General features: G+C 40.2%; 10 protein-coding genes. 5 read left to right on the top strand and 5 right to left on the bottom strand.

The window, feature by feature from the left end; translation table 11 throughout:
• The first annotated feature begins 149 nt into the window (after positions 1-149).
• The 5 genes from AACZ87_RS11185 to AACZ87_RS11165 all read left to right on the top strand — a co-directional run bounded on the left by AACZ87_RS11185 (position 150) and on the right by AACZ87_RS11165 (position 5,308).
• Positions 150-647, top strand: coding sequence for a gluconokinase (locus AACZ87_RS11185; protein WP_339867193.1), 498 nt, complete (start codon positions 150-152; stop codon positions 645-647).
• 115 nt (positions 648-762) lie between these two features.
• Positions 763-2,130 carry an amidohydrolase family protein gene (locus AACZ87_RS11180; RefSeq protein WP_339867191.1) on the top strand — a complete coding sequence of 456 codons (1,368 nt, stop codon included), beginning with the start codon at positions 763-765 and terminating at the stop codon, positions 2,128-2,130.
• Between the two features lie 101 nt (positions 2,131-2,231).
• Positions 2,232-3,365: an aldose epimerase family protein gene (locus AACZ87_RS11175; protein WP_339867190.1), complete on the top strand. Its 1,134-nt coding sequence runs from the start codon at positions 2,232-2,234 to the stop codon at positions 3,363-3,365.
• Between the two features lie 64 nt (positions 3,366-3,429).
• On the top strand, positions 3,430-4,566 hold the full coding sequence (locus AACZ87_RS11170; RefSeq protein ID WP_339867189.1) for a hypothetical protein: 1,137 nt from the start codon (positions 3,430-3,432) through the stop codon (positions 4,564-4,566).
• Between the two features lie 151 nt (positions 4,567-4,717).
• On the top strand, positions 4,718-5,308 hold the full coding sequence (locus tag AACZ87_RS11165; protein WP_339867187.1) for a DUF4142 domain-containing protein: 591 nt from the start codon (positions 4,718-4,720) through the stop codon (positions 5,306-5,308).
• A gap of 286 nt (positions 5,309-5,594) precedes the next feature.
• Here the strand turns inward: AACZ87_RS11165 and AACZ87_RS11160 are convergent, their stop codons facing one another.
• The 5 genes from AACZ87_RS11160 to AACZ87_RS11140 form a co-directional block, all read right to left on the bottom strand.
• Positions 5,595-7,103, bottom strand: coding sequence for a glycoside hydrolase family 3 N-terminal domain-containing protein (locus tag AACZ87_RS11160; protein ID WP_339867185.1), 1,509 nt, complete (start codon positions 7,101-7,103; stop codon positions 5,595-5,597).
• Between the two features lie 137 nt (positions 7,104-7,240).
• A complete protein-coding gene (locus tag AACZ87_RS11155) occupies positions 7,241-8,506 on the bottom strand; it encodes an MFS transporter (RefSeq protein ID WP_339867184.1) in 1,266 nt (421 codons plus the stop codon).
• On the bottom strand, positions 8,503-8,982 hold the full coding sequence (locus AACZ87_RS11150; protein WP_339867183.1) for a GNAT family N-acetyltransferase: 480 nt from the start codon (positions 8,980-8,982) through the stop codon (positions 8,503-8,505). The genes AACZ87_RS11155 and AACZ87_RS11150 overlap by 4 nt, the downstream gene beginning before the upstream one ends.
• A 10-nt stretch (positions 8,983-8,992) precedes the next feature.
• Positions 8,993-10,627, bottom strand: coding sequence for a family 10 glycosylhydrolase (locus AACZ87_RS11145; protein WP_339867181.1), 1,635 nt, complete (start codon positions 10,625-10,627; stop codon positions 8,993-8,995).
• Between the two features lie 10 nt (positions 10,628-10,637).
• Positions 10,638-11,321 (bottom strand): peptidoglycan recognition family protein, encoded by a 684-nt coding sequence (locus AACZ87_RS11140; RefSeq protein ID WP_339867180.1) that lies wholly within the window; start codon positions 11,319-11,321, stop codon positions 10,638-10,640.
• Positions 11,322-11,450 lie beyond the last annotated feature (129 nt).

Genomic DNA, 11,450 nt, shown 5'->3' with positions numbered 1-11,450 from the left:
TTCTCCCTCAAATGGATATTTTCATAGGTTAGTTTTTGGGGTTAAAAATTTGTTTTAATCTAGCCATTCATTGTAATCTAATTCAAGGCCATATATCTGCGTACATTCAGATCATTTCTAAGGGAGTTTCTTTTTTACTAACTTTCGTCATGTTAATCATAGTCACAGGAGTATCAGGAACAGGTAAAACTACAGTTGGATCAGGCATTGCTGATGCTCTTGATTTACCATTTTTTGATGGAGATAATTTCCATCCTGCCGAAAATATTTCAAAAATGAGCCAAGGTATTCCGCTTAATGATGAGGATAGAATGCCGTGGCTTCAGGCTTTGGCGGATCTTTTGGTAAAGAGTGAGAACACAGGTGGAGCCGTTTTGGCATGTTCAGGCTTGAAAGAGAGCTATCGTGAATTGTTAAAAGTAAATGATAAAGTGAAGTGGATTCATCTCAAAGGAGAGAGAGATTTAATATGGAGAAGGATGCTTGCACGTAAAAATCACTACATGAAAGCTAGTATGCTTGATTCTCAATTTGCCACATGGGAAGAACCTAACTACGGTTTAAAGCTGTCTATTTGTAAAACTCCGGAAGAAATGCTCGAGACAGCCTTAAGGTATTTGAATGTCTCAGTGAGCAAAGACGAGTGATTTTTTGGTAGCTAGTTAGTTATGCTCTTTAATTCCTGGTATGCTTAATTTATACCAAGGATTGCTTTAAGTTACTTTTAATACGAAATTGAAACTTACTCATCAATAGCAATTTATGAATAAGTCACTCTTTGTTTTTTTCCTCCTGATCTGCATTTCACTTACACAGGGATTTTCACAGTCTTTTCTGATAAACAATGTTCATATCCTATCAATGGAGAACGATCAGATACAGTTGAATCAGTCTATTGAAGTGGAGAATGGCAAAATCATCCAAATTATGCCCATGTCTCAATCCCCAAAATTTAAGGGAAATCGAGTAATAGACGGAGGTGGATTCTATATTTATCCCGGCTTAGCGGAATTTCATTCTCATATACCTGTCTCTCAAAATGGAAATACGGAACTGCAGGAAGAAGCCATGTGGCTGTATTTGGCAAATGGCGTTTTACGAGTGAGGGGAATGATAGGCCATGCATCGCATTTACAACTAAAAGCTAGAATAGATGCTGGTGAGTTAGATGGACCTAGACTTTTTCTATCAGGACCATCCTTTAGTGGTTCATCTGTCTCTTCGCCTGAGCAGGCTGTGCAAATGGTTCGGGATGAGAAAGCTGCTGGCTATGACCATTTGAAACTGCACCCAGGACTTGAAATGGATGAATTCTTGGCAATAGCTAAAACTGCAAAGGAGCTTGGAATACCTTTCGGAGGACATGTTTCTTTGGCAGTAGGGCTAAAAGCAAGTTTGGAGAATGGTTACAAATCCGTTGAGCACATGGATGGCTATGTGGAAGCATTGATTCCTGATTATTCTAAAGTTTTGGATCAAGCTGTGGCAGGTCCATTTACAATGCTTTTGGTGAAAGAAGCGGATAGGAGCAGGCTACCTGAATTGGTGGATTTAACTTTGAAAACTGGGGCCTGGATGGCTCCGACATTAACACTTTTTGATCGGTACTTTGGCTACAAGCCAGCTGAAGAATATAGAAATATTCCTGAAATGAAATATATGTCGGCTGCCCAAGTCCAAAGTTGGATCAATGCAAAGACACCCTATGAAGAAAGAGGGGTGTTAACTAAAGAAAATGTGCAACCCTACCTTGATTTCAGGAATGAATTATTCATGATTTTGCACGAAGCTGGAGTCCCTATCTTAATGACCTCAGATTCACCGCAGGTCTTTAATGTTCCTGGTTTTTCAATTCATCATGAGATCGAGCTGATGTCTGAAGCTGGAATGTCAAACTATGAAATCTTGAAAACAGGGTCAGTAAATCCTGCAAAATATTTTGGTAAAGAAGGGCAGTGGGGAATTATTAAAGTTGGAGCCTCAGCTGATTTTGTATTGGTGAAAAATAATCCATTGAAAGATCTGACTACCTTGAAAGAACCATTTATGGTGGTGATGAAGGGAAAAGTCTATGACCAAAAAGAACTCAAAATGCAGCTTGAGAAGATTGAACAAAATCATAAAAGATGAGGAGTGATTTTTGACTCCATAGAATTTATATTCACCCCGATCCCAAATTTTCCTACGAATTTTCGAATTTTCCAACCTTCAAATTTTTCAAATAATAAAACATGAACCTAAAATTCAAACTAGTATTTATAGCATTGGTTATTTCAGGTTCAGCCTGTATAGCTCAAACCAAAATGACAGTGATTAAAGAAGAAAGCCTTTCTATCAAAGGAGAAAAAGTAGGGACTTGGGATGGTAAGAATGTTTTTGGATATACCCTTGACAATGGGAAAATGCAGGTGGAGTTGACAAATTATGGTGGGATAATATCACGAATAATCACCCCGGACAAAGAAGGCCTACAGGAAAATATTGTGTTGGCACTGGAAACCATTCCGGATTACTTTACTAAGAATGGACCATACCTAGGAGCCGCAGTTGGGAGATATGCTAATCGAATAGGAACTGCTTCGTTTACGTTGGACGGGGAGACTTTTCACCTCACAAAAAATAGTGGACAAAACACCCTTCATGGAGGAGCAAAGGGCTTTGGAGTTAAAGTATGGAAGCCGGAGATCTACAAAAAGCACGGTGCTGTAGGAGTTAAAATGGTCTACACTAGTGTGGATGGGGAAGAAGGCTTTCCTGGGAATCTAACAACTACACTTTGGATGGAACTCACGAGCAATAATGAATTGAGACTCCTTTTTGAATCAACTACCGATAAGAAAACTGTCGTGAACTTGACCAATCATTCCTATTTCAATCTCAGCGGAATCAATGGAGATGTTCGCGAACATGAGTTGCAGATTTTTGCTGATGCAATTACACCAACAGGTCCAGGACAAATTCCTACGGGGGAAATTAAATCAGTTACCGGAACTCCCTTTGATTTTCAAACACCAAAAAACTTAGGGGGGCAATTGGATGCTCTGGGAGAGGGCTTTGATCATAATTATGTCACCAAAAGAGCAAACTCCGCGGAGCTGAAGAAGATAGCAATAGTTAAGCATCCAGGAAGTGGGCGAGTGATGACAGTATTTTCCACTGCTCCAGGAGTGCAACTTTACACCGCTAATCATGTAAGGAATTTTCCTGGAGCTGACGGAAAGACTTATCAGCCGCATTGGGCACTTTGTCTGGAGCCAGAAGCATGGCCAGATAGTCCTAATAAGCCCAGCTTTCCATCGGCCAACTTAGCTCCAGGCAAGAAGTACGTGCATGAGATCGTGTATAGATTTGGAGTTGAGAAATAAGTTTGAGTTTACGCCCTGTTTTTTAGAACTATTTTATTAGATTGATTTTCAATCACATAAACCCATGAAAATCTTTCTTATTAAAACTGCGCTTTTCTTTTGTGCCACTTTTTTATCATCCACTCTTTCTGCTCAGGAATATACCTTCAAAAAAGTGAGGGAAATCCGTGTAGAGAGCCTTGCTCAAGTCGGAATAAGAGACTATGACTCGAAAAGGGATATATATGCTGGCTATGTTTATAAGGAGTCAATGGGAGTTGAACTTGCTGTTTTTGATTCAGAAGGAAAAATATTAGCAAGTAAAAAGCGTGAGGGAGAGGGGCCGGAAGATTATAGGTCATCGGCACTGACTATGGGTTTTTCTCCTGATGGGAATATCTGGGTACAAACTTCAATTGAGCTTTTGAAATATGACTTAGAGTTCAATTTGATTACTAGAGTTAAGTTTGATCCGAAGAGTACTATTTTCGTGTATTCTGGGCCACGGTCCAAGTTTGTTCCATTGACTAGAGGGGATCAAGTTTCATTTATAGTAAATGGATCCAACATTAATAATTCGGTGTTTAATGATGCAACCCCCGAAGAAATTAAAATGATTGACTACTATGATGCAGCGAGTAAAACCATTCAATCGGCCATCCCATTGTCAAGTAGAAAAGTATTTCAGGGAATAGAAGATGAAGTGTTTCCAGTGAATGTTAATCCAATTTTCAGGATTGATGCGCAGAATAGCAATTTGTTTTTCACCACTTCTATTGATAATGAAATCACAGTTTATAATCCAATCAACTGGAATGTAATTCAAAGGATCCCAGTCAAGCATGAATTTTTTAAAGCCTTAGATGATATTCCGCTTAGAGAGGCAAATTTGGGTATTTCAAATAAATCACTTCTTTTTTCGAGAAACCAAAAAATCCTAAATTTTGACTCCGATTTATTAGGACTTATCTATGTAAAGGAGATTTCAGAAGCAGCGAATGAACTGAGGAAAAGTGAGGGGAAGATATTTTGGATGAACGATCCGGAGTTTCAAAGAGTAATACTTTTTAAAAACGGAGTTCAGCTACCTGGAGAGTTGACCATTCCTTCCGGACTGATTCAAATGACGCTTCCAAATAACAGAGTTCTTGTGAAGGTAGCTAATGATGAAGAGGAGTTAGACTACTATCCATTTGAGATTTGGGAGCTTGTGAAGAAGTGAAGTAAGGAGTCTGCTATAAGCGCAATACTTTCAACAGACTGAGTAAGCATTACACATGCGAAATGGAGAAAAGTGCTCTATTTTGCTAAAATCGCCATGGGAATGGTACTTGTAAGAATAGTGGTAGAACACTAAACCAACTAATTTTCTTATGAGAACAAGTAATGTAAACCAACCCGCAGCAAACACCTTTAGTAGAAAAGCAAGGATTACTGGAGCTGTGCTGCTTTCTTCGTTTTGCCTAGTCGGAATGACATCATGCGAGGACGACGATGATGATCCTATCCTGAATACTTATAATCAGCAGGATAGAAACTTTGCGATGTCCTCCTCCGAAAACTTAAATGCACAGATCAGTTTCGGACAATTGGCATTGGACAATGGAGAAGATGACTCTGTATTAGAGTATGGAACCATGCTTACTTCTGAAAATACAGAAAGTAAAACTGAGCTTGAGGGCTTGTTGGCCGATACTGATGTGGAGATTTCAAATGATCTTTCTGCGGCTATGCAGGCTAAATATGATGAATTGGAGATGTTGAGCGGAGAGGACTTTGACGAGGCTTTTATCGAGTTTCAGATAGATCTGCTTAATGATTCCATGTCGATGTATGAAAATCAAAATGACAATGGAGAGAATAACTCTTTAAAGGATTTTGCTGATAAAACATTGGGCAAAGTAAAAGATCAAAAAGAAGACGCTGTCCTTGTAAAAACTGAATTAGATCTTGAAAGTATTTAATTTAAGAAGTCAGAATGTAATTGTAGCTGATTAACCCAGCGGCAAATGCGTGATGATTTCTTTTAGAGCCGGTTTTCCGAAAGGGAGCCGGCTTATTTGTTTTTAGCCGCAGTGGGTCCAGAAGATAACGCAGAGACCTTAGTTCTATAGTCGTTCAGCTTATCCAGAGGTAGTAGTCAAATCAGTCTGATAAAATTTCGTCTTGTGAATTTTCTAGAAAAGGCAGACACAACCTGAAGTTTATTATTCTCTGTGGATCTCTGCGAAACCTCAGTGTGCTTTGCGGTTAAAAAAAATGACTGGCAACCTCCTGAGCTTCCTCAAAAGCCTGATAGCCACAAATCACTGCTTCAAAGTCTGCCAAATCGCCAAGGTGTTTTAGCGCCAAAGGATTTCCAAAATGTACCAAAATGCAGGACTTGGTTTGAGCTAGATTTTTAATTTTATCTACAGTCTCTTTATCCATTCCAAACTGATTTAGCGGTTTGTGAGATGGAACAAAAAGAGAAATAATCACTTTCTCTGCCTTATCGATTGAGATTTTAGTTATATCTGAAGCGTATTTTTGATTTAGAATTTTCGAGAAGGTTGTGTCATTATTTCCAAAAAAGCACTGATGTGAAAGCTTACCTTGAGAAGCCAGTCTTTTTAATTCCTCTGAATCAATTTTTCCGGAAATTACAGATACATATTTCTTCGCAAGGTTGGCTTGAAATTCTGAATGACTATTCCAATCAAATTCTGGCATTTCCAAGCTCTTAAAATCGAATACACCCAGTTTTTCTTTGAGTGCCCAGACTTTGTTAAATACAGCTTCAATTTCTTCTTCGGCAGCATTTTTCGAAATTTGTTCTATTCCTTCTTTCACATGATCCGAAAAGCAGAGAATGTCATTCCCGGCGTGAAAGGCTTCCCATTCAAGTTGGCCAGGCTCTGGAAACAAGTCAGCAACTGCTTTCATATTAAGCGCGTCAGAGATGACAATTCCATCAAAACCCATCTCGACTTTTAGTAAATCAGTAATAATCTCACGGGAGATACTTGCAGCGATTTCCTTTCCTCCAGACAATGCCGGTGCCGCCAGATGTCCCACCATTATCATCTCTACGCCATTATCGATTCCAAACTGAAACGGAAAAAGCTCTTCTTTTTTTAGTTCTTCCTTTGACTTTTGAATCACAGGCAATCCCAAATGTGAATCTGTTTGCGTATCTCCGTGTCCTGGAAAATGCTTCAAACAAGCTCCAATTCCAGCTTTTTTCATACCCTGATACATTGCTAATGAGTTCTCAGCAACTTTTTGGGGATCTGTGCCAAAGGATCTGTAGCCAATCACCGGATTGTTTGGGTTGGTATTTACATCGGAGCAAGGAGCTAAATTCAAATGAATGCCGGCAGCTTTCATGTCCAGACCAATTCTATAGCCAACCTCTTCAACAAGATCTGCTTCATGGTTTTCAATTGCGCCTAGAGTGATGGCAAAAGGATATTGAGGTGTCTTTTCAATGCGCATTGCCAAGCCATATTCTCCATCTATGCTAATCAGTAAAGGAGTTTTTGAAATAGCTTGATAGCGATTGATCAATGCGATCATCTTCTCCAGCGTTCCGCTCACATCCAGCACTTCCGCCCGCTTTTCGAAGTTGGCTGCTGCTGAGTGGCGGCTATGAAAAAATGTCAAACCTCCGATTTCCTGCTCAAGAATCAGTTTTTCTAGTGCTTGGTAATTCTCTTCCGAATCATGTATAAATGCAGCAGGGGAGAAGCATTGGGCGATTTTTTGGTGGAAATTCATTCTTTCTAAGTTAGTGGGGAGTATTCAAACTTCATTATTTTAAATTCATCATTCATCATTCTAAATTAGAACTTCAATAACGAATGATGAACGTAGAAGGCTGAATGTCGAAGTGTCTAGCGTGAGAGGTTTAATAGTTAGTCCAGTTTCTTCCCAAATTCCCTCGGATACTTCACACTTGCGGCAATAGCCAGCGCTGGGATCATCGCAATTCCCACCCAAATAAAGAATCCAGTGTAGCCCAGCCATTCCTGAATATAGCCAGAAAGCATTCCTGGAAACATCATTCCCATCGCCATAAAGCCGGTCGCTAAGGCATAATGGGAAGTTTTGAAGAGGCCTTCGGCTAAATAAATCAGAAAGATCATGTATGCAGCGAACCCAAAACCATAACCAAATTGCTCAATGACCACGACAGTTCCAGCAAAGAATATATTTTCAGGTTGAAAATATGCCAAGGCTATGTAGAGTAGATTTGGAAGGTTAAGTGAAAGGGCCATCGGGATCATCCACTTGCCCAAGCCATCTCTGGAAATGGCTATTCCTCCTAGAATTCCCCCAAGGAGCAAAGCGATCACTCCGATCGTTCCGTACATAAACCCAACCTCAGAAGTGCTTAAGGCCAATCCTCCTTTTTCTTTGACATCGAGCAAAAACGGAGAAGCCATCTTTACTAGTTGCGATTCTCCTAGTCTATATAGAAGTACAAATGCCAGCGAGATTCCTATGTTTTTCTTAGTGAAAAAAGTGGTAAATACTTTTCCAAAGCTGGCTTCCCGTGTAGTTTTCTCTTTGGATTCTTCTTCTACTTTTGGAGTAGAGAAATAGTTGATCGCGGTCAGAATAATCATCAAAACTGCCACGATGATCATAGTAAAGGACCATGCCTTAGTATTATCTCCCAAAGAAGTTTCCAAATATCCGGCGACCATTACAATCAAACCTTGCCCTGTGATCATTCCAATTCTGTAGAAAGTACCTCGTAAACCCACAAAAAAAGACTGCTGCTCAGGTTTCAAAGCGATGAGATACATGCCATCCGAGGCGATATCATTTGTGGCAGAAGCAAAAGCTCCCATCCAGAAAAATGCTAGTGTCATAAAGAAAAAGTTGCTGCCAGCAGTAGTCAGTCCCACTCCTAAAAAGACAAGAGCCAAGACTAATTGCATGCTTAGAAACCATTTTCTTTTGGTGCCAATAAGATCAACAATCGGGCTCCATATAGGTTTTATAACCCAGGGTAAGTAAAGCAAACTCGTGTACAACCCGATGTCAGAATTAGAGACACCGAGCTTTTTGTACATAATTACCGATACGACTATGATGACGATATACGGAATTCCTTCCGTCATATAGAGGGAAGGAATCCAGATCCAAGGAGTTTTTTTGTTTGGTTTGCTCATGCTTTTCGGATCAGATTTTCATAAATACTGACTTCTGATCCATCTATTATTTTCGCGTTAACTGTCTTTTCGTAAAATTCTGCCGGTCCGACACCGCCAATGATAGCATATGCATAGCCCATTTCCCTCATGGATTCCAGTGATTTTATCAGGAGAATTTTACCAATTCCTTTTCCTCGCTCAGATTCCAGTGTGCCAGTCGGACCAAAAAAGTTTTTTGCTGTGCTCTCATAGCAGGCAAATCCTAGAATTTCATTTCCTCTTTGCGCAAGCCAGCATGCGACAGGCTGTCTACTAAACGCTACTTCTACCTCAGATTGCCAATACTCACCAAAATGCTCCAATACCCAAGTGCTCACGAAGTGTTTCTCGGGCGCTATTGCTCTGCGAAAGACAACTTTCTCCTTTTTCAACAGGCGTGCTTCTTCAAGAGAAACATCCGGCAAACCGATCAATCGGACAAGCATGTCTTTCATAAGAGTTGATTTAGGGGATTTGGTAAACTTGTGTTTGGACGATTCTACCGTAATGGTCTATCCATCGAATGGCCAGGTATTCAGTATTCAAACTTTTTACTTCCAAAGTTCTAGCTCGCATTCCACCTACCCAGACAGGGTGAATTTCTGAATCAGCTAGCTGGTTTAGATCGTTTGCACCTTGGATCAATGCATAGCGAATTGCAGGGTCAAGTGGATTTGCCATTCGGATCGAAGTTAGCTCTGAATTTGCTTCCACGCTGAATACAACCGGCTTATCTATAATTGATGGACTTTTAGGTTGGAATGATGGAGGCAAAGTAGGCTCGTTATACAATTCACTTTTCAGTAATTGAGCAACATCCTGATTTTTGATTTTCATGGACTTTGCCGAGAAAAAAGCATTTCCCTGAATAGTTGGAAGCGTACGAGTGTATGAAATTTGATTGTTTATTTCACGAGGATTGTCCCATGCAGCGTCGGAGTCATCCCGGATTTTGTAGGGGCCATTTCCTATGTAAATGTTGGTATTGAAATGGTTTTTTGCCCACCAGTCATTCAGAATTCTATGTGAAGCCAGCTTATGGTCCATGCTCCAATAGAGTTGTGGGATCATGTAATCCACCCAGCCATTTTTCATCCAAAGTAACACATCAGCATATAGATCGTCGTAGTTTGTCTGTCCAGCGCGAGTAGGCGAGCCTTTGGGATCCATACTTTGATTTCTCCAAACGCCAAATGGGGAAATCCCAAATTGCACCCAAGGCTTACTTTGCTTGATGGTTTGATTCAAAGCAAGAATCAATTGGTTTACATTGTCCCTCCTCCAATCATCCTGGGATTGTCCTGGCTTCTTGTACTTGTTGTAAGTGGTTTTATCCGGAAAGTCCAGCTTAGCAACCTTATATGGGTAGAAGTAATCATCAAAGTGAATCGCATCGATATCGTAGTTATCTACGATTTCTTTAATGACAGCCAAAAGGTGATTTTTTACTTCAGGCAAACCAGGATTGTAATAATACTTGGTGTCGTATTTCAGCATCCAGTCACGATGCAAATTATAATCGTGATCAGGGCTAAGGTCTGCCGTGTTTAGATTCATGGTAGCCCTGTAAGGATTCAACCAAGCGTGAAATTCCAAACCACGAGCGTGGGATTCTTTGATCATCCAGGTAAGCGGGTTCTCAGCAGTTTTGGGAGCCTGACCTTGTTTACCTGTCAGGTATTTAGACCAAGGAGCTAGATTACTTGGGTAAAAAGCATCGCCAGCAGTTCTAACTTGAACGATTACAGCGTTGAAATTCAGGTTTTTGTAATAGTCCAAGAGATTCAGGAAATCAAGCTTTTGCTTTTCGTAAGAATCATCAGGAGAAATTGGCCAATCGATATTCGCTACCGTAGCAATCCAAACTCCACGGAATTCCCGAGGCATTTCCGGCATTTGAAAAGTCAATGGCTGTAATGCCACAGGTGCCATGGGCAAGGATTTTACTGGAAGGTTTCCTCCATTTGTTGGGGAGTTCGGTGAACCGCCAATTGTACCTGAGGGTCTGGTTCCAGTAGATGTAGGTTTTTGAGTTTTACAGGCAGAAAATAGGAGGCCAAAGGCCAAAATGATAAAGAGATGCCTCGATATGAATTTCATAAATGGGTAATCAGAGCGTTGGTACAGGTTTCAAGTTTAAGTCAGAAAGGTTTTTTCGGAGTTTTTTCATAAAGGCATCTCCAGGATCTGTTTTGACAGTTCGGTAGTCTGGATCAGCTTCCTTCCATAAATCGGTGGACTGAAAATTCTGATATTCATGGTGGCCGATGACATAGTCTATTGCATGTTTTCTTTCTAGATATCTAATTAGTTCTTCGTTGGCTTTCAGCTGCTTCTTGTTAAGTGGCATGTCGTCACTTCCGATATTTTCTATTCCAATAGCCAGATAATTCAATCCGATAGTATGTCTGGCAAAAGTAGTGTCCGGCAATAGTCGAAAAATCGTGCCGTCCCGATCGATTAGAAACTGACTGGAAACATTAAGATTGCTTGCCCCAGTCAAATCTGCTCTTCCGCCCAATGTTGCTGGGTCAAAAACATCAAAAGTCACTTCTATATTGTTGATTGCAGTCCAGTGAACTACCACCATCTTGGGGTCTATGGATGCAGTTTCCTTTTGCAAACCATGACGATCTTTGAGGTACTTAAGAGAAAGTTCTTCTCGTTCTTGGTTCCAAGTGATGGGTTTGTCTAGGATCCTGAAGGTTGATTTTGGACTGCAGGAACTCTGAAAAAGTGAAAGAATGCAGACTCCAGCTAGAATGAAAATAGTATTTAATGAATTGAACTTCATGGTTTTCTTGTGTAAAGGATATTCGAATTCAATGAAGAATAGCATTGCTTTTCACAGCTAAACTACCCAGAAAATTGCAGGATAGTCAAGGATTGAGCGCATTTTTTTGCAAGTATTTTCTAATTTCTA

This window comes from uncultured Algoriphagus sp., from assembly GCF_963974365.1.
Lineage (GTDB): Bacteria > Bacteroidota > Bacteroidia > Cytophagales > Cyclobacteriaceae > Algoriphagus.
Note: the sequence above shows the minus strand (reverse complement) of the source record. Positions and strands in the feature narration are given on the sequence as shown.

Excerpts from the sequence above, each read along its gene's own strand:
- AACZ87_RS11140 (WP_339867180.1), bottom strand. The coding sequence starts at position 11,321 with ATGAAGTTCAATTCATTAAATACTATTTTCATTCTAGCTGGAGTCTGC.
- AACZ87_RS11175 (WP_339867190.1), top strand. The coding sequence starts at position 2,232 with ATGAACCTAAAATTCAAACTAGTATTTATAGCATTGGTTATTTCAGGT.
- AACZ87_RS11180 (WP_339867191.1), top strand. The coding sequence starts at position 763 with ATGAATAAGTCACTCTTTGTTTTTTTCCTCCTGATCTGCATTTCACTT.
- AACZ87_RS11160 (WP_339867185.1), bottom strand. The coding sequence starts at position 7,103 with ATGAATTTCCACCAAAAAATCGCCCAATGCTTCTCCCCTGCTGCATTT.
- AACZ87_RS11170 (WP_339867189.1), top strand. The coding sequence starts at position 3,430 with ATGAAAATCTTTCTTATTAAAACTGCGCTTTTCTTTTGTGCCACTTTT.
- AACZ87_RS11155 (WP_339867184.1), bottom strand. The coding sequence starts at position 8,506 with ATGAGCAAACCAAACAAAAAAACTCCTTGGATCTGGATTCCTTCCCTC.
- AACZ87_RS11145 (WP_339867181.1), bottom strand. The coding sequence starts at position 10,627 with ATGAAATTCATATCGAGGCATCTCTTTATCATTTTGGCCTTTGGCCTC.
- AACZ87_RS11185 (WP_339867193.1), top strand. The coding sequence starts at position 150 with ATGTTAATCATAGTCACAGGAGTATCAGGAACAGGTAAAACTACAGTT.
- AACZ87_RS11150 (WP_339867183.1), bottom strand. The coding sequence starts at position 8,982 with ATGAAAGACATGCTTGTCCGATTGATCGGTTTGCCGGATGTTTCTCTT.
- AACZ87_RS11165 (WP_339867187.1), top strand. The coding sequence starts at position 4,718 with ATGAGAACAAGTAATGTAAACCAACCCGCAGCAAACACCTTTAGTAGA.